At 42.5% G+C, this 22,445-nt stretch carries 17 protein-coding genes and 1 other RNA gene; 14 read left to right on the top strand and 4 right to left on the bottom strand.

The genetic code is table 11. From position 1 onward, the window contains the following. Positions 1–40: 40 nt before the first annotated feature. Positions 41–325, bottom strand: a complete 285-nt coding sequence (locus FFR60_RS13025) for a hypothetical protein (RefSeq protein WP_088933547.1) — start codon at positions 323–325, stop codon at positions 41–43. Between the two features lie 66 nt (positions 326–391). Further along, positions 392–585, bottom strand: a non-coding RNA gene (gene ssrS, locus FFR60_RS13020) — 6S RNA. A 120-nt stretch (positions 586–705) separates the two neighbouring features. Here ssrS and FFR60_RS13015 point away from each other — a divergent pair. The 3 genes from FFR60_RS13015 to FFR60_RS13005 all read left to right on the top strand — a co-directional run bounded on the left by FFR60_RS13015 (position 706) and on the right by FFR60_RS13005 (position 6,517). Beyond that, on the top strand, positions 706–4,248 hold the full coding sequence (locus FFR60_RS13015; protein ID WP_137664487.1) for a hypothetical protein: 3,543 nt from the start codon (positions 706–708) through the stop codon (positions 4,246–4,248). A 95-nt stretch (positions 4,249–4,343) separates the two neighbouring features. Continuing rightward, complete coding sequence (locus FFR60_RS13010; protein ID WP_137664486.1) at positions 4,344–4,811, top strand: MarR family transcriptional regulator; 468 nt, start codon at positions 4,344–4,346, stop codon at positions 4,809–4,811. 299 nt (positions 4,812–5,110) lie between these two features. Then, positions 5,111–6,517, top strand: a complete 1,407-nt coding sequence (locus FFR60_RS13005) for an MDR family MFS transporter (protein ID WP_137664485.1) — start codon at positions 5,111–5,113, stop codon at positions 6,515–6,517. Positions 6,518–6,583: 66 nt separating this feature from the next. On the opposite strand, the gene FFR60_RS13000 is transcribed toward FFR60_RS13005, so the two are convergent. After that, entirely contained in the window at positions 6,584–7,861 is a 1,278-nt protein-coding gene (locus FFR60_RS13000) for a replication-associated recombination protein A (protein ID WP_137664484.1), read from the bottom strand. A 313-nt stretch (positions 7,862–8,174) separates the two neighbouring features. Here FFR60_RS13000 and FFR60_RS12995 point away from each other — a divergent pair, with 313 nt between their 5' ends. From FFR60_RS12995 to FFR60_RS12950, 10 genes are all read left to right on the top strand, one after another. Beyond that, positions 8,175–8,801, top strand: a complete 627-nt coding sequence (locus FFR60_RS12995) for a DNA-3-methyladenine glycosylase (RefSeq protein ID WP_088933542.1) — start codon at positions 8,175–8,177, stop codon at positions 8,799–8,801. Between the two features lie 2 nt (positions 8,802–8,803). Next, positions 8,804–9,280, top strand: coding sequence for a DUF3013 family protein (locus FFR60_RS12990; protein ID WP_137664483.1), 477 nt, complete (start codon positions 8,804–8,806; stop codon positions 9,278–9,280). A 93-nt stretch (positions 9,281–9,373) separates the two neighbouring features. Next, on the top strand, positions 9,374–10,321 hold the full coding sequence (gene prmA / locus FFR60_RS12985; RefSeq protein WP_137664482.1) for a 50S ribosomal protein L11 methyltransferase: 948 nt from the start codon (positions 9,374–9,376) through the stop codon (positions 10,319–10,321). A gap of 1 nt (position 10,322) precedes the next feature. Beyond that, positions 10,323–11,066 (top strand): 16S rRNA (uracil(1498)-N(3))-methyltransferase, encoded by a 744-nt coding sequence (locus FFR60_RS12980; protein WP_137664481.1) that lies wholly within the window; start codon positions 10,323–10,325, stop codon positions 11,064–11,066. Between the two features lie 130 nt (positions 11,067–11,196). Continuing rightward, entirely contained in the window at positions 11,197–13,404 is a 2,208-nt protein-coding gene (locus FFR60_RS12975) for a RelA/SpoT family protein (RefSeq protein WP_088933538.1), read from the top strand. Positions 13,405–13,417: 13 nt separating this feature from the next. Then, entirely contained in the window at positions 13,418–13,864 is a 447-nt protein-coding gene (dtd, locus tag FFR60_RS12970) for a D-aminoacyl-tRNA deacylase (protein ID WP_088933537.1), read from the top strand. Positions 13,865–14,093: 229 nt separating this feature from the next. Further along, on the top strand, positions 14,094–15,476 hold the full coding sequence (gene fumC / locus FFR60_RS12965; RefSeq protein ID WP_137664480.1) for a class II fumarate hydratase: 1,383 nt from the start codon (positions 14,094–14,096) through the stop codon (positions 15,474–15,476). Next, positions 15,463–16,632 carry an NAD(P)-dependent malic enzyme gene (locus FFR60_RS12960; protein ID WP_137664479.1) on the top strand — a complete coding sequence of 390 codons (1,170 nt, stop codon included), beginning with the start codon at positions 15,463–15,465 and terminating at the stop codon, positions 16,630–16,632. Before fumC ends, FFR60_RS12960 begins: the two co-directional genes overlap by 14 nt. A gap of 102 nt (positions 16,633–16,734) precedes the next feature. After that, positions 16,735–17,250: a helix-turn-helix domain-containing protein gene (locus FFR60_RS12955; RefSeq protein WP_137664478.1), complete on the top strand. Its 516-nt coding sequence runs from the start codon at positions 16,735–16,737 to the stop codon at positions 17,248–17,250. A 16-nt stretch (positions 17,251–17,266) separates the two neighbouring features. Continuing rightward, a complete protein-coding gene (locus tag FFR60_RS12950) occupies positions 17,267–17,611 on the top strand; it encodes a DUF2200 domain-containing protein (protein WP_137664477.1) in 345 nt (114 codons plus the stop codon). A gap of 268 nt (positions 17,612–17,879) precedes the next feature. Here FFR60_RS12950 and FFR60_RS12945 read toward each other — a convergent pair whose 3' ends face one another. Beyond that, positions 17,880–18,956 (bottom strand): glycosyltransferase family 1 protein, encoded by a 1,077-nt coding sequence (locus FFR60_RS12945; RefSeq protein WP_137664476.1) that lies wholly within the window; start codon positions 18,954–18,956, stop codon positions 17,880–17,882. A gap of 335 nt (positions 18,957–19,291) precedes the next feature. Here FFR60_RS12945 and FFR60_RS12940 point away from each other — a divergent pair, with 335 nt between their 5' ends. Next, positions 19,292–22,246, top strand: a complete 2,955-nt coding sequence (locus FFR60_RS12940) for a MucBP domain-containing protein (protein WP_137664475.1) — start codon at positions 19,292–19,294, stop codon at positions 22,244–22,246. Positions 22,247–22,445 lie beyond the last annotated feature (199 nt).

Raw genomic sequence — 22,445 nt, 5'->3', positions numbered from 1 at the left:
TCATCTTTATTTTAAAACAAAATCTTTGAAATTGGTACTGTTAACCTTTTTTTGTTTTTCCGCCCATCAACAAAGCGAAGATCGCTGCGACTACTAAAAGCAAGATCAAATACATCATTGAGTAAGAACGATTATCCAGCACACCGACAATCACCGCCATGATCCCAAGTACAGCATAGATAGAACCAAAACGACGCAGAAATTGGCGAGATTCTGTTTGTGAGTCTTTACTAAAAAGGACTAAAAGCCCATTTGGTTTTTTGATCAGATAATAGCTGCAGATTAATAAAATAAGTGCAAGCAAAAATAATAAAATGCGGATCATTTTCTTCCTCCAATACAATAAAAAGCAATTTGCAGTACGCAAATTGCTTTCATTCCATCAAAAATGGAAAATTCCGTCGATGCCGTTATTCACCCGATAGTATTGATCCCGCAAGATACAGCAGGTGGGTTCCATGGTCTAAGCGTCGAACTACCAAATGAAAAGGCATGTTACCAACTTTGACACAAGACAGATCCCAAGATATCAATAAAAATGTTCGGTCAACACTGAAATAGGCAACGCGCACATCACAGAATTTCCATCTCAATCATAGCACAGTCATTATTGAGACGCAACGAAGCGGCTTGTAGTTAAAAACTTGAAACACTTCAAAATAATCACGTCTTCTATACGTATATTGTATAAAAAAGGAGGACGTCATGTCAAAAAAAATTGCTTATTTTTTTATCTTTTTATTTATTTTACTATTTGGGTCCTTTTCCATGGAGGCAGAGGCTGATACTTTGGAGCTTCTGCCTCCGCTTGCTCAGCAAAAAGAATACCCATTAAGCGCTGAAGGGTTCAAAGAACTTCTTTTGGATCTTTCTCACTTAGGAACGGAGGAGCACTATACGATTCAATTTGATGGGCTGCTTGATTTAAGTCAAACAACCGTCGGCCTCAATGAAAAACGGACTAACCCTACGTTTGAAACGATTAATTTTTCCTGTGTGTCGGCAAATCTGAGTTTCAAAGGTATAGGCACCGAAGCCCAGTTGTTTTTACCCAATGATTGTTTTTTTGGTCAAGATAGTCACTTTAATTCATTAAGTTTACAAGCGGCGAAAATTTATGGGAACGGCCATCAGTTGTTCTTTGAGGATATTGGGCACACTCAGACTACTCGAGTCTTTGGCGGCAGCAACTGTGATTTGGCAGGAAATCCCAAAATTATTTTTCAGCGAGTAACAGGCGGGAGCTGGGAAATTTTCGGCGGAAATGAAGCTGGAATACTGACGGGAAATCCGACGACTCAAGTTTTGGATCTGACTGGTGATATTCCTCAATTGTGCGGTGGTTCTTTGAAGGGAAAGATTCTGGGAGATGTCACGACCGAGATACGAAGACTTAATGGAACGCTAACTAATTACTTTGGTGGAGGATTGGGTGCTGAGGGTGATCCAGTTGAAGTAACTGGGAGGATTAATAATCAATTGATCTCTAGTTCAGCGGATTTTAGCTCGGGAAATTTCGTTGGCGGAGCAGCCTTTGGCAAAACTGGACCGATTAATACGCTGCTCTCTGGCGCTGGCGGCTTTACAGAAGCGGGTATTTTAATCGGCGGTTCGCAGACTGGGGAGATTTATGGACAGGAGTCCGCCATTACGACTCAGATCGACACGCGCCAATTTCAAAAAGGCGAACGGAGCTTTGTCGGAGGAAATCAATACAGCGGAGCGATTTATGGCGATATTGAGAATCAGATTTATGCTGGAAAGGCATTTCAAGGCTCCTTCAAACGAATTGATGGTGCAGGCGGAATGGATGTGGAGAAGAAGAGCCTTACGAATTCCCCAACGTTAGTACCATCAATTAATCTGACTGATCCGCAAGAACGAACGGCTGAGGAACTAGCTTATGATCAGTTGAGTCCGGCTGAACGTTATTCACTGGCAAAATCTCAAGCTAATTTTTCGGTTGAGGGGAATGTTAGGACTCGTTTGATGGGGGGCTGTGTCAGTCGTGGACTAGGGAGCGGATATACTGTTTGCGGCGCTGGTTATGCAGGCGTGATCAATGGCAAAGTCAGTCTGAGTTTAGGTGAGGAAAGTCTCGTTTATAGCATGCTTTGGGAAGATTATACAAAGCAAAAAGAGAAGGACCCAAATTTTTTAACAGATGAAGAGGATTTAGGTTCGACTTACGGTTTTAGTGGCGCTGCAGGGGGCGGGGACAATCAAAGCTCATGGGAGAACGCACTTTATATCAAGGGTGAAACAGAACTGATCGTTAAGCAGGCACTATTGAGCTATGCATATGGCGGCAGCTTTAACGGAGTTGTTGAAGGAAATAGCCGCCTGCGGATGGAGGGAGGACAAGCCAGTGGCGGCTGCGGGGCAGGCAGTGGTTGTTATCGTGTCTATGGAGACAGTCTGTTTGAAATGACTGGCGGCAAAATCGAGCGATATGCGGTGGCAGGAAGTACGCAAGATCGGCGAATGAACGGTGATGCCCGCGCTGAAATTTCTGGCGGGAAGATTTTAGGAGTGCTGGCGTCTTCCTATGGTTCACGTTCAAATCACATGATTGATGGAGACGTAGAGACCATTGTCAGTGGAGGAACCTTTGAAAAAAATAATGAAGCGACTCAAATCATGGGCGGCCTAGCAAAAAATGGAATGATCAGCGGCAACGTTTCCTTGAAGCTGACCGGAGCAGTAGAGCTGGCAGCAGGAATAGGCATCTCCGCCGCACGTCCAAGAAATACGGAAAGGACCAACCAAATAGGCGGAGCTGATAAGGTAATTAATTTTGAATTAGCAACGGAAAAAACTTTTTCTGAGATCGAAGTATTGGGAGACGGAGCAGAAAATCCCAACTTGCTTTACACACCAGCAATCAGCATGAAAATCAATACGCCAAACGGCAGCTTTTCTTTGATTCAAGGGATGGTCAAAAATAGTTTTGGCGGCAGTCTGACCCATGAACTGGCGATTGATATTCAAGCAGCTCACGCAATCAAAATGATCGTCGGCAGCGACCTTACGACCTTCAATAATCGATTGATTGAAAAAAGTGAGGCTGCTATTGCATTAAAGCTTGGGAGTTCCAGTGAAGAGATTCGGGTCGAAAGAATCTATAATTTCACACAGCTTGCTGTAGAAAATAAAGTCGCAGCAAAATCAATTCTAAATGGCAGCGGAGCGACAAGTGAAAACTTTGAGCAAGAGTTTCAGCAATTCGGCGAACTTTCCTTAAAGGAAGGAGCTAAATTGCTGGTGGAAGAATTAAAAACTGGAAAACTGTTTACTGATAAAAATGCCGAAGTCCATTCACCAGCTGGTGCACAAAATATCTTTCTGGAAAAGCTTGTGCCGAAGGAAAAATTAATTTGGCGATTGCTGCTGCCAAAAAATCAGGAAGAAATTAAAGGGAAATATTTTGCGCAGCAAAACGGCTATCCCGTGATGACCTTTGCAGGAAAGGAAAGCTCATTATCGCCGGAAAATTTTATCGGCTTTGATGAAGCAGGACGTGCGTTTACTGGGGATTCTAACGGCGAGTTTGGACTGGCTGTTGCCGCCACGATAATTGATTATCAAGTAACCAGTCAATTAGGAGAAGTCGCCCACAGCTTTTCCTTGAAGCCTGAGAATCACCCACTGGCGCTAGACGTCTGGGGAATTATTGATGAACGAGAGGGAGAAATAATCATTCCCGCCAGAAATAAAAGCAAGTCTGAACTGAGATTTAGCGAAACGGATCAGGTTTCCTTTCAGCAAGCAGAGGTATCAGCCAGTAACGGTGAGAAAACAATTCTGACTGAGAATTTTTGGCAGCCGACAGATAATTACTTTTATCAAATCAAAGCAGCGTTTCAACAAGGAGCAGGAAGTCTTAAACTGCTTTCGGTTCCAACGCTCATGGATTTTGGTCAGCAGGCGATCGGAAGGAAGACAACTTTTTATCCTGAAATTTTAGGTAAGCTTGAGATAAAAGATACTCGCAAGGAACAAAACCCATGGGAATTAACGCTGCAGGCCGAGGCGCCAGAAGAGGGCATGCTTTATTTTCAAGCAGACGGAAAAACCACTTCATTGGATGAAGCGGCAATATTATTTAAACAAACAGGCTCATTGGAAACGACTCTTGATGATTGGGACGAATCAAAGGGCATTTTTCTGAAGATTCCCAAAGAGCGGCAAAAGTTAGGCAATCATCCTATGACTTTTCATTGGACGCTGACGACGAAAGTTGAATGATTTTGTTGAAATAGAAACAAAATTAACCTAGAATGGTTTTGCACTCATCAGGATGTCAGTAAAAAAATCATTACGATGAATAGGAGAAAAAGCGCATGAACAAAAGAGAAGAAGTTCTGGCAGGGTTCAGCGAGGTCTTTAATAAATACGCGTGGCTAAATAAGGTAAAGATGGAGAAGGCTTTAGCAGGATACGCTGCTTCAGAGGTTCATTGTATTGAGTTCATTGGCAAACACAAAGACCCGAATGTCACGAAAATGGCGGAATCCATGTATATGACGCGCGGGGCAATTAGCAAGCTGACGAAAAAAATGTTGAAAAAAGGCTACATCGAAAGCTATCAAAAGACTGACAACAAAAAAGAAATCTATTTTAAGCTGACAGCCGAGGGGAAGAAGGTCTTCGATATTCATGAGCGGCTTCATCGAGAATTTGAGGAGCGTGATGAAGTAGTTTTTGAATCCGTCACCGATGCGCAATACGACGCCTTTCTAAAATTTCTTGAACGTTATAATCAACACTTGGATCAAGAAATCAAAAAACAAGATATTACGATCAATTAATTTTGAGCAGTCGATCAGGACTGCTTTTTTTATTGAAATATTTTTGTTGACAAGGAAACAAAAAAGTTTTATAGTTTCCTAGGAAACAAAAAAACCGACTCTCGACTGCAGCGAGAAAAGTCGCCAATATCTGTACTTTAGGATGAAGCAAACGGCGATATTCGGCTCGAAGAATTTAATCCATAATTTAATCTACTGTTTAGAGAAATCATTTTACAAGAACTATCCACGTTTTAGTGCGGATTGAAAAATGGTATTTCTACAAAAAATCCCCTGTTAACCTGAGAAAGGAGTTCTTTATGACTCAATCAAATAAATTACCTAAAGAAGTTTTATCGGCAGCCTGGGCGATCGCTCTTGGCGCCATTGCACCAATGCTCGACTCTACGATGGTGAATATCGCCATCGATCAATTGACCAAAAATTTCCATACAACACTAGGAACGATTCAATGGGCCATCACTGGCTATGTGCTTGCGCTGGCAATCGCTGTCCCGATCGCAGGGTGGTTGATGAATCGTTTTGACGGCAAGAAAATCTTTATCGCAGCGGTGATACTGTTCGGGTTCACATCCGTACTTGCCGGCATCAGCTGGAATGTTACCAGCTTTATTGTCTTTCGATTGCTTCAAGGCTTTGCTGCTGGAATCATCACTCCACTGATGTCCACCCTCTTAGTTAAAACTGCTGGACCAGAAAATATCGGACGGGTAATGGCGATCGTCAGCACCCCTATGATTTTTGGACCGATCCTTGGTCCGGTGCTTGGCGGCTTCATCGTTCAAGCGGTCTCTTGGCGTTGGATCTTTTTCATTAACATCTTTATCGTTTTAATCGCTGTGCCGTTAATGCTGCGGACGTTGCCAAGCTTTGAACCATTCAACCGAGAAAGCAAGCTGGATATTTTCGGAATTCTTGATTTGTCTGCAATGAGTGCCGCTTTGATTTACGGCATCACTAAAGCGGCTGATCATGCGACCTTCAAAAATAGCGAATCATTGTTCTGGACAGGTATCGGCTTGGCGCTTCTGTTTGTTTATATCTTTTATGATCGATTTAAGAATCACGCGACAGTTTTACCGTTGACGATTTTCTCTCATAGGAGCTTTACGGCATCAAGTGTCGGTCTGTTTTTCGCAAACATCGCGATTATGGGACCAATGCTGATCTTGCCGCTATTCTTCCAAAATTTCCGACATTTTTCTGCGATGGAAGCCGCGATCGCCTTGATTCCGCAAGGACTTGGTATGTTAGTGACGCGTCCATTGATCGGTAAAATGATTGATAAGCTTGGTGCTAAATATGTCGTGATCGTCAGCTTGATCATCTCTTTGGCAGGGACGATTCCATTGGTCTTTATCACAGATAAAACCAGTATGGCTTGGATCGCTTTGATTTTATTTATCCGCGGTACAAGCTTCGGCGGTATCAATTTACCTTTGACCAGTGATGCATACACCGGATTAGCCGATGAAGAATTACCGGATGCAGGTGTCGGCATCAACATTATCGAAAACCTTGGATCAAGCTTTGGTTCGGCGATGATCGCGACTGTTGTCGCAACAGTTCTGCAAGGCTCTCAGCCGACGATTGCTCACGAGCTATCTGCTTACCACGCCGGCTTTCTTGTCTCGGTCGTCGTTTTAGCACTGATCTTCATTCCTAGTATCTTTCTAACAAATAAAACCAAGGCTAGTGTGAAGTAACTCAAAAAAACAGGAGCTAAGTTCAATTACTGAACGAAGCTCCTGTTTTTATATAGCAATATTTAATTATTTTTTCTTTTTCCACTCTTCGATTCGCTGATATTGCTGACCGAGTGCTTGTTCATATTTACCAGTGGATTTTGGTTCATAATAATGAGCGTCCTTGATCTTATCCGGCAAATACTGCTGATCAACCCAAGCATTTTCAAAGCTGTGAGGGTATTGATAGCCGATTCCGCGGTTAAGAGCTTTCGCTCCTTTGTAGTGACTGTCACGTAAATGGTCGGGCACTTCACCGGCATTGCCCATTCGAATATCTGTGATCGCTGCATCTAAGGCTACGTAGGCCGAATTAGATTTAGGCGAAAGGCAGAGATCCACGACGGCATCTGCTAAAGGAATTCGAGCTTCAGGAAAGCCTAATTTTTCTGCCGCCTGAACAGCTTGAACTGTTCGAGCCGCGGCAGCAGGATTCGCTAAGCCGATATCCTCATAGCCCATTACCATTAATCGCCGACAGATGATCGGTAAATCCCCGGCTTCAACTAGTCTGCCTAAATAATGCAGCGCGGCATTAACATCGCTGCCGCGGACTGATTTTTGAAAGGCCGAGATGACATCGTAATGAGCATCCCCATCTTTATCATGGGTCAAGGCTTTACGTTGGACACATTCTTCGATAATCGAAAGCGTCAGGTGAATTTTTTCTTCATCATTTTTCGGTGTAGATTTTGCGGCTAGCTCTAAGCCGTTTAAGGCGCTTCGCAGGTCGCCATTTGTGGCACGAGCTAAATGATTCAGTGCTTCTTCATCCAATTCAATCGGATAATCCCCAAGTCCGCGTTCTTTGTCTTGCATTGCGGTCTTGACTGCTGTGATGATATCGTCTTCGTTCAGCGGCTTCACTTCAAAAATCTGAGTCCGGCTGCGAATAGCGGGGTTGATCGTGATATAAGGATTTTCTGTAGTGGCACCGATCATGATGATTCGTCCGCTTTCTAAATGCGGCAAGAGAAAATCTTGTTTGGTTTTATCTAAACGATGGACTTCATCTAATAATAAGATGACTGTTCCGCTCATTTTGGCTTCTTCGGCGACAATCTGTAAATCTTTTTTTGTATCGGTGGCAGCGTTCAACATCCGAAACGCATAATTGGTGGAACCTGCGATGGCACTGGCGATGCTGGTTTTTCCAGTACCGGGCGGTCCATACAAAATCATGGAAGAAAGCATCCTCGCATCGACCATGCGGCGGATGATCTTTCCCGGACCGACTAAATGCTGCTGTCCAACGACTTCATCTAAGTTGCGGGGACGCATGCGAAAAGCTAAAGGCTGTTGCATAAGAAACCTCCTTGAAATTTTGAAAGTATTTTTTATCGGAACTTGAACTAGTTGTATATGATTCTAATAACGTGCAATGATTACTTTTCAAAGTAATTTTAGCAAACTGTGAAAAGTAGGACTGGCAGCTAGCTCAAGATTAAATGAGACTGTTTTTCGTACGCGTATCTTTTTACTAATCATGCTAAAGCAAGATGGAAAACTGGCAAATGTACGTTCCCATTGTAACATGTTTCCTTTGTGTTTGCTGAGTTTTGATCGCTGAGCGTAGCATGCGGCATGATTATTGTGTATCATGTAGAAGGTGAGAAAAATGGAACAGTTAATCAATTATTTTAATACTGAAACGACCGAAAATGTAGCCCAATATTTATTGGGGATGTATTTGGAGCATGAGACACCTGCGGGGAAACTGGGCGGATACATTGTTGATTGCGAAGCCTATCTGGGGCCTGATGATGAAGCCGCGCATAGTTACGGCATGCGTAATACGCCGCGTGTTCGTGCGATGTACGAAAAACCGGGAACGATTTATTTATATACGATGCATACGCATTTGATTTTGAATATGATCACACAGCCTGAAGGGATTCCTCAAGGTGTGATGATTCGAGGGATTGAACCTGCAGAAGGTGTCGAACAGATGATTCTGAATCGTCATGGCAGGACTGGTGCAGCGATATCGGATGGACCGGGAAAATTGGTCGAAGCACTCGGGATCACTCGGGAATTATACGGAGAATCAATTTTTACGAGTTCCCTGCATTTGATTCCGGAAAAACGACGTAATCCAAAGCAGATCGATGCCTTGCCGCGTATCGGAATCCCGAACAAAGGTATCTGGACGCAACGACCATTGCGCTATGTCGTTCATGGGAATCCTTACATAACGAATCAACGCAAAGTATTAATAGAAGAAAACAATGGATGGAGGAAATAAAAATGGCAAAAGAAACCATGGTTACTTATTTAGACAGCTATTTAAACAAAAAAATCCCTGACTATGAGTTAGCTTTAGACTGGGACACGCGCAACCGCAGCTTTGAAATCGCATTTCGCATTTATGGAGAAAATAAAGGTCAAATTGAGATCGATGATGTAGATGGTGTGGCTTCTGAAGAAGAGATCATTGAATTTGAAGATGGAATTTTGTTAGTTGATCCTGATAAGTCGGTCTATGATCCAGAGGACTTTTTAGCAGTGATTCCATACGAAGGCAAAAAAGGCATGAAGAAAAATGAATTAACCGCGGTCGTTGATTACTTGAAAGATGTGATCGATGAAGGACAAAGCGACCTATTAGATTTTTTAGCTGATGACAGCGACGATGCGATTTTTGAAATGAACTGGGATGATGCAGTTTTCAAAGCGTCAATCAAACCGACCGACAGCAGCTATCTGCCATATCCAAGCTATTAGGTGCCAGTTCTACTTCTTGCTTTAGCAAGCTTAGTAGAATGGTATACGGCTTGAAAAACAATTACCTTAATATGAAATAGGGGAGGAACAACCATGAAATGGAATGAAGTCAAAGTAACAACGGAAAGCGAAGCAGTTGAAGCGGTCTCGAATATTTTAATGGAAGCCGGTGCTTCTGGTGTAGCGATCGAAGATGCTTTGGATTTTGAAAATTATCAAGAAGATCAGTATGGCGAGCTTTTGGACAAGGAAACTTTTTCAAGTTTAAAAGAAGGCGCAGTTGTGATGGCCTATTTTCCAGAAACGATTTTCTTGCCGGAAATTTTGCCATTTATTAAAACTAAGATTGAAAAATTGCCGGAGTTTGGATTGAATATCGGGAAAAATATCGTGGAAGTCAGCGAAGTGGAAGAAAGCGACTGGGCGACGGCTTGGAAAAAATATTACCATCCTGTTCGCGTAACACGCTATTTAACGATCGTGCCAAGCTGGGAAAAATATGAAGCACAGCATGAGGATGAAAAAATCATTACCTTAGATCCCGGCATGGCCTTTGGAACGGGCACACATCCAACGACGAATCTAACCTTGCAAGCATTGGAAACTGTTTTGCGCGGCGGAGAAACGGTCTTGGATGTCGGCACAGGCTCTGGTGTATTGAGTATTGCCAGCTCGATTTATGGAGCAAAGGACATTTACGCTTATGATTTAGACGAAGTTGCGGTCCGCTCTGCACAGGAAAATGTTGATCTAAATGCCAATACTGAAAATATCCATGTGTCGGCCAATGATTTATTAGTCGGTGTGGAAAAACAAGCAGATGTGATCGTAGCGAATATTTTAGCAGATATCATTGTCTTGATGATCGAAGACGCTTGGCGTTTATTGAAGCCAGAGGGGATATTCATCGTTTCAGGTATCATTGAGGACAAGAAAGATATGGTACTGGAAGAAATGTACACGCAAGGCTTCGAGGTCGATCGGATCTTCCAACAAAAGGATTGGTTTGCCATTATCTTGAAGAAACCAGAGGAAGACTAAGATGCAGCGCTATTTTATTGATCAAGCCTATCAGCCGACAGTCGAAGTGTCTGGTGAAGCGCATCATCATATGTCTCGGGTGATGCGGATGTCTGTCGATGATCAGGTTTTTCTTGTCTTTAAGGATCAAACGGCTGTCAAAGCGAAAATCACCGCGATCGACAGCGACAAAGTGGTCTTGGAAGAAATTGAAAAAGAAAGTTTGCAGCGTGAACTACCGATCCAGATCACGATCGCCAGCGGTTTTCCTAAGGGAGAAAAATTAGAGCTGATCGTGCAAAAGGGAACGGAGCTTGGGGCTCATGATTTTATTGCTTTTCCCGGCGAAAGTTCAGTAGCAAAGTGGGATGCGAAAAAGCAAAAGAAAAAACAGCAGCGGTTAAATAAGATCGCCCAAGAAGCAGCGGAGCAATCCCATCGACAAGCACTTCCAATCGTCAATTTTGCTTCGGAGAAAGAATTGATCGCCCACTTTTCTGAATACGATGCTGTTTTGATCGCTTATGAAGAATCTGCAAAGCAAGGGGAGCAGGCTCAATTAGTTCAAACCTTTCAACAATTAAGCGCGGGGCAAAAGCTATTGGCGGTTTTTGGACCAGAGGGTGGATTGACGCCGAAAGAGATCGAAAGTTTCCAAGCAGCAGGAGCAAAGCTTTGCGGTTTGGGACCGCGGATTTTACGGACAGAGACGGCGCCGTTTTATTTGTTGAGCGCAGCGAGTTTCTACTATGAATTGCAGCGCTGATTTGATTGAAAAAGCCTACTAGACTTTGTATAATAAGAACAATCATTTTCAAAAGAGGTTGGGACAGAAGTGCTTATTTCCTTAGAAGCTGCTTCTGGGACACCGTTTATAAATAAAGGGGGAACGTCACTTGGCAAAAGAAGTTGAATTAACCGGTCCTGACGTCATCAGGATGGTTAGTACGTACATGGGAAAAGAGCACGTGGCGTTTGTACAAAAGGCTTACGACTTTGCTTATGAAGCGCATAAGCCCCAGATTCGCAAATCAGGAGAACCCTACATTATCCATCCGATTCAAGTAGCGGGGATCTTGGCTGATTTACATATGGACCCTCACACTGTGGCGACGGGTTTTTTACATGATGTTGTAGAAGATACACCGGTTACTTTAGAGGATTTAAAGGTTGAATTTGGTGAAGATGTGGCTTCATTGGTTGATGGTGTCACCAAATTAGGGAAGATCAAGTATAAGTCACACGAAGAACAATTAGCTGAAAACCACCGTAAAATGTTGTTGGCGATGGCACAGGACTTGCGAGTCATCATGGTTAAATTGGCCGACCGTTTGCACAACATGCGGACGTTAAAATATTTACGCGATGACAAGCAGCGCAGAATCGCTCGTGAGACATTGGAAATCTATGCACCGCTGGCTGATCGTTTGGGGATGAGCCGGATCAAGTGGGAATTAGAGGATACAGCGTTACGCTACTTGAATCCAAAACAGTATTACCGCATCGTTCACTTAATGCGCAGCAAGCGTGATGAACGTGAAGGCTTTGTCGAAGAATCAGTCAATGAAATCAAGTCGGCTACGAAGGAATTAGGAATCGAAGCGGATATCTATGGTCGTCCCAAACATATTTATTCGATTTATCGCAAAATGCGGGATCAAAAGAAACAATTCGATGAAATCTATGATTTACTGGCGATTCGAGTAATCGTGGACTCGATCAAGGACTGTTATGCCGTGCTAGGGGCGATCCATACGAAGTGGAAACCAATGCCCGGTCGGTTCAAAGATTATATCGCGATGCCTAAAACGAATATGTACCAGTCGTTGCATACGACCATTATTGGACCAAGCGGCAATCCCGTGGAAGTTCAGATTCGGACCCACGAGATGCACCAGATCGCTGAGTTCGGGGTTGCTGCTCACTGGGCATATAAGGAAGGCAAGACCGAAAAAATAGAAACCAATCAAGATAATAAACAGCTGGATTGGTTCCGAGAAATTATCGAACTGCAGGACGAAAGCTACGATGCTTCCGAATTTATGGAAAGCGTCAAAGGCGATATTTTCAGTGATAAGGTTTATGTTTTTACACCAAAAGGCGATGTCACCGAATTACCTAAGGGCTCAGGGCCGTTGGATTTTGCTTATAGTATCCATACCGATATCGGGAACAAAACTACCGGTGCCAAAGTTAACGGCAAGATGGTGCAGCTGGATTACAAGCTGAAAAATGGTGATATTATCGAAATCATGACTTCGGCGAATTCCTTTGGCCCAAGTCGTGATTGGTTGAATTTAGTCAAAACCAGCAAAGCGAAAAATAAAATCAAACGCTTCTTCAAAACGCAGGATCGGGAAGAGAATGTCACGAAGGGCCATGACGCAGTGGTTAAATGTATCAATGATCTAGGTTTCGTGCCGAAGGAAATGCTGACGAAGGATAAGCTTGCTGATACGTTGGACAAATTTAATTTCCACAGTGAAGAAGATTTGTATGCGGCTATTGGCTTTGGGGAAATGAGTGCGTTGACCTTTGCTAACCGTTTGACGGAAAAAGAACGCCGTGAACAAATGAAACAAAAACAGCGGGATGCTGTCGATGACATGGTCAACAATCCGAAAGAACCAGAGAAAATCAAAGTTCGTCATGAAGGCGGCATCGTGATCCAAGGAATTGACAACCTGTTGATTCGAATCAGTCATTGTTGTAATCCGGTTCCTGGCGACAATATCGTAGGATACATCACCAAAGGCCGCGGAATCTCGATCCACCGTGCCGATTGTCCGAATATTACGAAGCAAAAAGATATCCAGCAGCGTTTGATTGAAGTGGAATGGGAAGATACGACTAATTCTGTTCAAGAATACAACGCTGATTTGGAGATTTACGGCTTTAATCGCGATGGCTTACTGAATGATGTGTTGAATATTGTTAGCGGAATGACGAAGAAATTGGTTAGTGTTGAAGCGAAACCGACCAAGGATCGTTTGGCGGTTATCAATTTAACCTTCAAAATTCAAAACTTGAATCACTTGTATTCAATCGTTGATAAGGTCAAGTCTGTTCCAGATGTTTACAGTGTGAAACGGACGAAAGGTTAGTAAGGAGGATTTTATGCGAGCAGTTATTCAGCGTGTTAGCGAGGCGAGCGTGACTATCGATGAGAAGCTCATTGGCAAGATCGATCGCGGATTTATGATTCTTCTGGGCATCCATGAAGAGGATACTCAAGCGGATGCGGATTATTTGATTCGAAAAATTCCGTTATTGCGAGTGTTTGAAGATGCGGAAGGAAAAATGAATCAGTCGCTGCAAGATGTCGGCGGCAGTGTCTTGAGCGTTTCGCAATTTACACTATATGCGGATACGAAAAAAGGCAATCGTCCCAGTTTTGTAAAGGCAGCCCGGCCTGAAACAGCGATTCCTTTATACGAGTATTTTAATGAAGGTCTGCGCCAAGCTGGTTTGACCGTTGAGACCGGAGAATTCGGCGGCGACATGGACGTGGCATTGGTCAACGATGGACCAGTCACCATTCTTTTCGATACCAGAGATAAATAACTAACTAAACTAGCTAAGTACAAAAGTTTAACGACTTTTGTACTTTTTTTGCGCGTTCTGCTACCAGCTACAGCAGAATGTTACGCGTACAAGAATACGTTCGTTTTTCTGTGATTTTCAGAAAAAGGAATGCATTAAATTAAGTTAGCCCTACCTTTTATTCATTAAATAAGCGATAATTGAACAAAATAGGTAGAAAAATACATACCAATATGAAGGAGTCGAATACATGGAAACAAGGATCGAACAGGATTCAATGGGCCCAATTGAAGTACCGAAAACGGCTTGGTGGGGCGCGCAAACCGAACGCAGCCGCCAGAATTTTAAAATCGGCGGGGAAAAAATGCCGCCAGAGCTCTTACACGCTTTAGTGCTGGTCAAGAAAATGGCCGCGATCGCCAATCAAAGAACTGGGAAGTTGGCTGCTGAAAAAGCACTCGCCATTCAAAATGCCGCAGATTTGCTGCTGAAAGGTGAGAACTGGAATGAGTTTCCATTAGTAGTTTGGCAGACCGGCAGCGGAACCCAAAGCAATATGAACGCCAATGAAGTGATCGCGCATTTGGCAAGTCAAAAGGATTTGGCGGTTCATCCGAATGATGATGTGAATATGTCGCAAAGCTCCAACGATGTCTTTCCAACTGCGTTGCACATTGCCGGAGCTGTGGCAATTGAGAAAAATTTATTGCCGGCAATCCACGAGATGATCGGTGTGCTGGAAGAGCTGGAAGAAAAAAACAAGCATGTGATCAAAGTCGGACGGACCCACTTGCAGGATGCGACACCGGTGACCTTTGGCCAAGAGATCAGCGGCTGGCGTTCGGCATTGGAGCATAACGAGAATATGCTGATCAATAGCTTGGCAGAATTGCGTCAGCTGGCAATTGGCGGGACCGCGGTAGGAACGGGCTTGAACGCGTCGAAGGCTTATGAGGATGCCTTTATCGAAGCAATAAAAGAAGAAACAGGCATTCATTTTATCAGTGAGGCGAATAAGTTCCATGCACTGGCTAATCGAGATGCTGTCGTGTTTGTCAGCGGAGCGTTAAAAGCATTAGCGGCGAATTGTATGAAAATGGGAAATGATATCCGCTGGCTGGCTAGCGGCCCCCGTAGTGGGTTAGGTGAGATCACCTTGCCTGCCAACGAACCGGGAAGTTCGATCATGCCGGGGAAAGTGAATCCGACTCAGTGCGAAGCCCTAGCGATGGTGGCTGTACAAGTAATGGGAAATGATACCACGATTGGGATCGCTGCATCACAAGGAAATTTTGAATTGAATGTTTATTTGCCATTGATCGCTTTTGATCTATTGCAAAGTATTCGCTTGTTAACAGATGCCCTGCATTCTTTTAGTGATAACTGCTTGAAAGGGTTAGTCGTAAACGAAGAACGCATGGCCGAATTATTGGAACGATCATTAATGCTGGTAACGGCATTGAATACACATATCGGCTATGACAAAGGAGCAGAGATTGCCAAGAAAGCTTTTAACGAAGGTTCAACGTTGAAAGAAGCGGCATTAGGTTTAGGCTATGTATCCGAAGAAGAATATGAAGCATGGGTTCGACCGGAAAAAATGATTGGAGAGAATTACGATGACTATCTATGATGAAGCGTTGGCAGCACATGAGAAATGGCACGGAAAAATCGAAGTAACCAGCAGAGCGAAGGTCCGCAACAAAGACGACTTATCTTTAGCCTATACACCGGGCGTTGCAGAGCCCTGCCGAAAAATCGCTGAAGACAAAAATAAAGCTTACGACTATACCTGGAAAGGCAATAGTGTGGCAGTTGTTACTGATGGTACGGCAGTTCTAGGGTTAGGTGATATCGGACCAGAAGCTGCGTTACCTGTGATGGAAGGGAAAGCTTTGCTGTTCAAGGAGTTCGCAGACATTGATGCAGTGCCGATCTGCCTTGATACCAAAGACCCGCAGGAAATCATCCAGATTGTTAAAGCTATCGCGCCGACCTTTGGCGGAATCAACCTAGAGGATATCAGTGCGCCGCGTTGTGTGGAGATCGAACGTGCGTTGATCGAGGCCTTGGATATTCCAGTCTTTCATGATGATCAGCATGGGACTGCCGTGGTCGTAACGGCTGCGTTGATCAATGCGTTGAAGCTGGTAAAAAAAGAGGCGCAGGATTTAAAAGTCGTGATCTCAGGAACCGGCGCAGCCGGCAGCGCGATTATTCATATGTTAGTTGATCTTGGGGTGAAAAATATCATTGCCTTTAATAAAGATGGCGCGTTGAATGACCAAATGACGAATGCGACTTTTGTTGAAAAGGAAATCTTAGAATTGATCGCGCCAAAAGACTTCTCAGGTACGATGGCAGAAGCTTTTGTGGGAGCTGATGTTTTTATCGGTGTTTCCGCACCAAATCTAGTTACTAAAGAAATGATTGCCTCAATGAATGACGGCAATATCGTTTTTCCTATGGCAAATCCAGAACCGGAGATCACATATGCCGAAGCAATTGCAGGCGGTGCCTCTGTTGTGGGGACGGGCCGTTCCGATTTTCCTAATCAAATCAATAATGTATTGGCCTTTCCGGGATTGTTCCGCGGTGCCTTTACAGCAGAAGCGAAAAAAATTACGCCGCGTATGAAATTGGCGTGTGCCCATGCGATTGCCGATTCGATTCCTTACTCAGAATTGAATTCAGACTACATTATTCCATCTGCCTTTGATGAAAATGTGGTGGACCTGATCACTATGAAGGTCGCCGAAGCTGCTAGAAAAGATGGCGTGACACGTTAAGAAAACCCTTGACAAATCAAGGGTGGAAAGAACTTTCTATCGACAACTTTATAGGAATGGCATACTTTTAAAGCAATAAATCCAATTATTGAAGGTGATCAAATGGAAATCAGTCAACGAATCAAAATGGAACGGCAAGCAGCTAAATGGACACAGGATCAATTAGCCGATAAAATTTTCGTATCGAAACGGACGATCTCAAATTGGGAAACAGGCAGGACCGTACCGGATATCGAAAGTGTGCTGCATTTATCAAAGGTGTTCCAAGTTTCTTTAGACGATCTACTAGTGGCGGATTCCGCTGTGGTGAAAGAAATCAAGCGAAAAGAAAAAATCGCGAATCTAACGGGGCTCTATTATATTGGTCCTGTGCTGACTGGGATTATTTTGATATTGATGATGTATTTGTCTTCAGCAATTGTTCGTGGTGGGATTCTGTATTTTATAACGGCTGCTCTTTTGACTAATTTTATAACGTTGTCCTCCTTCAAATGGAAAATAGCTCATTTGAAGGGTGAGGAAGAGAAATTCCATAAAGAGATGAAGTGGACAAAAATTGCCGGAGCTGGCATTGTCGTGATTACCTGCATCTTTTTGATTATCTTATATTTTATTTGAAAACGGAGGTCATGAAATGAGTAAAGTCTTTAAAATGAGCTTTGCCTCGATTTATCCAATGTATCTTCAGAAAATCGAGAAAAAAGGGCGCAGCAAAGAAGAACTCGATCAGGTCATTTACTGGCTGACTGGCTATGATGAGCAGGGACTGCAAAAGCAAATTGATCAAGGTGTCGACATGGAGACCTTTTTTGCTGAAGTCCCGCAGTTAAACGAGAATGTTTCCTTGATTAAAGGTGTGATCTGCGGCTATCGCGTGGAAGACATCGAAGATCCGTTGATGCAAAAAATCCGCTACTTGGACAAGCTAGTAGATGAATTAGCCAAAGGAAAAAAGCTGGAGAAAATCTTACGTAAATAGTTGGGACAGCGAATCTAGATGGATTCGCTGTTTTTTTACGTTCATTTTCATTTGTCGAAACGATGAATAATGAAATATAAGTAGGGGGGGAAGACAACGAAGCAGAGCAACCACACCAGCATAGTCTGTCGTGTAGTTGTTCTGCTATTTTGCTAATTAGTTGTAAAAAGTTCGGACTGCATAAATTTTTTTGCACAACAAATAAACCCTCATAAGGCCAAATTTTTTGAAATCCTATTTCACCAGAACCATCCTCAATCAACGCAACCTATTTCCTTCGATTGCGTTTCCGATCTTTCTTTTTTCCAACCCCGCCCTTGCCTTTTTCTCTTTTCATCATCAGATCGTCGTTTGCCTCGCGCTTTTTCTGTTTCTCACTTTTCGGCTTTTGGTAGTTGGAATAGGAGTTTTTCTTGTGTACGGGAATTTCCACAGGCTTCTTGGTTTCGTTTTTTGGTTTTTCTTTGACTGCCGAAGTTGATCCAGCGCTGTTTGGTTCAGCCTTTTGTGCGACGGTGGCCGGACTTTCGGACTTCGCTTCATCTCCAAGCTCCGTCATCCGAGCGTCTGTCAAAACCATTCCTTCTGGTAAAAGCATTTTCACTAATGCTAGCTTTTCTGCATCACTCAGGTTGCTGAAGTCGAAAGCTGCTGGCTGCTGTGCTGGAGTTTGACTTGGAGCCTCTGCCACCATATCAACCGAATTTTTATCAGACGTCTCCAAGACCACACCATGTCTGACTTTCGGATAGCGAGTGCAGTTGAAGATATCGGAATTTTCCAGCTTAACAAAGCGGCGAATGCCATCCTTTTCAAAGATCGTCAAAGAAGACAGCAGCTCTAACGCCGCATCGATTTTCATTCCAGAAGATTCCGAGTCGGCATCCCGTAAGCTCCATGTATGGATTTTACCCACCGCATCCTCAAAGGTCGAGACGACTTTATATTGTCCATCCATTTTCTCGGCTGGTGTTGTGCTGCTAAATAAATATTTTTTATTGTCGCTCACGCGATTATTGTAGCGATGATATTCATTCTTATTTTTATAGAGACGGCGAGTAACCGCTTTCCATTCTTTGCCGGATGTAAAGGACGCCCGAAACAACGGAGCAAGCTTCCGCAGCACATCTGACGGCTCCGCAAATAAAAGGATCTCTCGAACCAAGTCCCCACAAAAATCGGAGAAATCACTGATGCACAAACATTGCCGAACCAGCACCGCCACCAAATATTGAAGCGTTGAATCCGCATCGGAAGAATCTTCGTAAAATTTCGCCAGGCGCTTCTCCAGATTCGCCCGCCCCATAGTGAAAAGTGTGATCTGTGACAATGGTTTTGTTTGCATAAGTGTACTCTCCTTCTAACCCAAAATAAGGTTCCATAATGTTTATATTTTTTTAACTCCACTTATTTATTATAACTCTTAAATAATACTAAATTATCCCAACTTTTTAATTTTCGCGAAAGAAAATTGTGACCATTTGAATATTGATTAAGAAGAATAATAGCAGGGCGCATATTTCGTGTTGGAAATAAACCGATATTTTAATAATGTTAATAACCTATGTATGTTTATTGATAAACAAATGTGGATAATAAACTTTACAATCAAATAAAATGCGTCTGAAATAAACATTAATAACTATATTTGAGGGTTATAGAAAAAGAAAAGAGGCGCAAATGATGAAAAAAGTGAAGTTGTTTGTCTTTTTGGTGTTGTCTCTATGTTTTTCAGTGTTGGTAGTTTTTGGGGAAGAAGCACATGCTGCGGATATGTATCGCCTGTATAACCCTAATTCGGGTGAGCATTTTTATACCGCGACTGCTGGTGAAAAGAACCATTTAGTAAAAGTTGGATGGAAATACGAGGGAATTGGTTGGATCGCACCTTCCAGCGGAAATGCGGTCTATCGATTATACAACCCCAATGCAGGGGATCATCACTATACGATGAATGCAGGTGAAAAGAATAATTTAGTTAAGGTAGGGTGGAAGTATGAAGGGATCGGCTGGTATTCGGATGTAAAGAAAGCGGTTCCGCTTTATCGTGCATACAACCCTAATGCAAAGGCCGGCTCACATAACTACACAGTAAATTATGCGGAGCAAAAGAATTTATTACGTGTTGGCTGGAGAGACGAAGGGATCGCTTGGTATGGAATCAATAAAAGCACACCTGTAACCAAATATTCAGTTACGGTGAAGCATGTTGGTTCAGATGGAAAAGAATTGAAGAAGTCCACCGCGAGTGTAGAAAAAGGAAAATCCTATACCGCGAAAGCAGAAAGCTTTAGCGGTTATACTTTAAAAGGGAGCAGCTCACAAACCGTTACAGTTAATGGGAATAAGACGATCACGTTCAATTATACAAAAAACGCAGCACCAGTGACTAAGCATACGGTGACAGTCAAGTATGTGGATTCATCAGGAAAAGAAATTGAAAAGGCTGTTACAGCAAGTGTAGAAAAAGGAAAAACCTACAAGGCAACAGCGAAAAGTATCAACGGTTATACGTTGAAGGGGAATGATTCGCAAACTGTAACAGTTGATGGAAATAAAACAATTACGTTCACGTATACGAAAAATGTGGCACCAGTAACGAAATATACAGTGACGGTCAAGTATGTGGATTCATCAGGAAAAGAAATTGAAAAGGCCGTTACAGCAAGTGTAGAAAAAGGAAAAACCTACAAGGCAACAGCGAAAAGTATTAGTGGTTATACGTTGAAGGGGAATGACTCGCAAACTGTAACCGTTGATGGAAATAAAACAATTACGTTCACATATACGAAAAACGCGACACCGGTAACGAAATATACGGTGACAATCAAGCACATCGGCTCTGATGGAAAAGAATTAAAGAAAGCTACTGTAACTGTAGAAAAAGGCAAACCTTATACTGCGAAAGCAGAAACGTTTACTGGTTATACACTAAACGATAAAGATGTTCAAACCATTTCAGCTGTGAACGCAGATCAAACTCTGACGTTTAATTATAATTTGAACAAATACAATGTCACGGTTGTTCATAAAGGCAGTAATGGAAAAACGTTAGAGACAGAAAAAGCTGTGTCTGTTGAATATGGTAAAGAACATACGGCGAAGTCAAAAACATTCACTGGCTACACATTATCAGGTAGTTCAAGTCAGAAAGTAACAGTGAAGGGCGCGACAACGATCACGTTTACGTATAATCCGAATAAGTATAACGTCACGGTTGTACACAAAGGAAGCGACGGAAAGACACTAGAAACAGAAAAAGCGGTATCCGTTGAATATGATAAGGAACATATTGCAAAATCAAAAACTTTTGCTGGCTATACTTTGTCGGGCAATACAACTCAAACTGTTACAATAAAAGGTACGACAACGATTACTTTCAATTATTTGAAGAAGTACGAGGTTATAGTAATTCACAAAGGAAATGACGGAAAGATTTTGAAATCAGAACCTGCTGTAGACATAGAGCAAGGAATAGTATTCTCGGCCACTGCCTCAAATTTTAACGGATACACGTTATCCGGGGAAAGCATCCAAAGAGTCACAGTGAAAGGACCTACGACGATTACGTTTACTTATAATTTGAATAAGTATAATGTCACTGTCGTCCATAAGAGCAATGATGGAACTATTTTACAGACTGAACCGGCAGTGGTGGTTGAATATGGTAAAGAATATACAGCACAATCAAAGACGTTTACCGGCTATACGCTATCCGGTAGCAAGACGCAAACTGTGAAAATTACAGGGAATCAAACGATTACGTTTACCTATGCTAAGAATGTCGTCAAATACAAGGTTACAGTCAATCATAATGGCAACGATGGAAAAAAATTACTGACTGAACCAGCAGTAGAAGTTGAGCAAGGCAAACCTTATACCGCTAATTCGAAAACATTTGATGGGTATAAATTAAATGGCAGTTCCAAGCAGACAGTCACAGTAAATCAGGATATGACGATTACGTTCAATTATAATAGCTTAGCATTTGATAGGATTACATTGCATGCTGTGGTTAATGGGGTAATAGTTAAATCAGTTACCTTTGATGTTAAGATCGGTGAAAAATTTGTACCTTCGTCTGATAAATTGAAATTGAGTCCAGATGAGTATGATTTGCTTTACACAACTTATTGGCCTGAAATAACTGCTGTTGGCGGAAGCGAACGCTCATACAAATTTGATATTAAACCATTTAGGAACTATTTATCTGAATCAGAATTGATGATTATGCAACAAACGATAGTACAAAAAGTAAATGATTTACGAAAATCGCTTGGAGTAAGTCCTCTCCAAGAAAATACAAAGCTAACTGCTGCAGCATATGTCCGTTCAACTGAGTTGAAACAGCGGCTGGCACATATTCGCCCTGATGGCAGAGATATTTCGACTGCGATAACTGAGCAAGGGCTATCTATTGTAGGTTATCCAGGTGAAAATATTGCATATGACGGGAGACCGGCAAGTTTAGTTTCTGGAAAAGCAGCAGGTGAAGCGATGTTTGAAAGTTGGAAAAATAGTCCTGGACATTATGCTAACATGATAGATGCTGATTACAAGTATATTGGTGTAGGAGTATATTGTTATGGTTCACAACTTTATGGAGCACAATTATTTGTAGAAGCATTTCGTTAATAATCAATAGTAAAGAGACTCAAAAACGGTTTTCCGTTTATGAGTCTCTTTTTTGCAAGAAATCCATATTTTTAAAGATATCTATCTATTACTTCTGAGTCTTTTCTTAATTCAGAAGTAGATGAAACATCGAAATTGTAAGGTTCGATTATTAAGGAGGGTGTGAATGAATAGTCACAAAAAGTAATTCCCCATAATG

It is taken from the genome of Enterococcus hulanensis (assembly GCF_005405485.1).
GTDB classification, from domain to species: Bacteria; Bacillota; Bacilli; order Lactobacillales; family Enterococcaceae; genus Enterococcus_A; species Enterococcus_A hulanensis.
Note: the sequence above shows the minus strand (reverse complement) of the source record. Positions and strands in the feature narration are given on the sequence as shown.

Bases quoted from the DNA above. Each gene is read 5' to 3' on its own strand.
- FFR60_RS13025 (WP_088933547.1), bottom strand. From the start codon at position 325: ATGATCCGCATTTTATTATTTTTGCTTGCACTTATTTTATTAATCTGC.
- FFR60_RS13015 (WP_137664487.1), top strand. From the start codon at position 706: ATGTCAAAAAAAATTGCTTATTTTTTTATCTTTTTATTTATTTTACTA.
- FFR60_RS13010 (WP_137664486.1), top strand. From the start codon at position 4,344: ATGAACAAAAGAGAAGAAGTTCTGGCAGGGTTCAGCGAGGTCTTTAAT.
- FFR60_RS13005 (WP_137664485.1), top strand. From the start codon at position 5,111: ATGACTCAATCAAATAAATTACCTAAAGAAGTTTTATCGGCAGCCTGG.
- FFR60_RS13000 (WP_137664484.1), bottom strand. From the start codon at position 7,861: ATGCAACAGCCTTTAGCTTTTCGCATGCGTCCCCGCAACTTAGATGAA.
- FFR60_RS12995 (WP_088933542.1), top strand. From the start codon at position 8,175: ATGGAACAGTTAATCAATTATTTTAATACTGAAACGACCGAAAATGTA.
- FFR60_RS12990 (WP_137664483.1), top strand. From the start codon at position 8,804: ATGGCAAAAGAAACCATGGTTACTTATTTAGACAGCTATTTAAACAAA.
- prmA (WP_137664482.1), top strand. From the start codon at position 9,374: ATGAAATGGAATGAAGTCAAAGTAACAACGGAAAGCGAAGCAGTTGAA.
- FFR60_RS12980 (WP_137664481.1), top strand. From the start codon at position 10,323: ATGCAGCGCTATTTTATTGATCAAGCCTATCAGCCGACAGTCGAAGTG.
- dtd (WP_088933537.1), top strand. From the start codon at position 13,418: ATGCGAGCAGTTATTCAGCGTGTTAGCGAGGCGAGCGTGACTATCGAT.
- fumC (WP_137664480.1), top strand. From the start codon at position 14,094: ATGGAAACAAGGATCGAACAGGATTCAATGGGCCCAATTGAAGTACCG.
- FFR60_RS12960 (WP_137664479.1), top strand. From the start codon at position 15,463: ATGACTATCTATGATGAAGCGTTGGCAGCACATGAGAAATGGCACGGA.
- FFR60_RS12955 (WP_137664478.1), top strand. From the start codon at position 16,735: ATGGAAATCAGTCAACGAATCAAAATGGAACGGCAAGCAGCTAAATGG.
- FFR60_RS12950 (WP_137664477.1), top strand. From the start codon at position 17,267: ATGAGTAAAGTCTTTAAAATGAGCTTTGCCTCGATTTATCCAATGTAT.
- FFR60_RS12945 (WP_137664476.1), bottom strand. From the start codon at position 18,956: ATGCAAACAAAACCATTGTCACAGATCACACTTTTCACTATGGGGCGG.
- FFR60_RS12940 (WP_137664475.1), top strand. From the start codon at position 19,292: ATGATGAAAAAAGTGAAGTTGTTTGTCTTTTTGGTGTTGTCTCTATGT.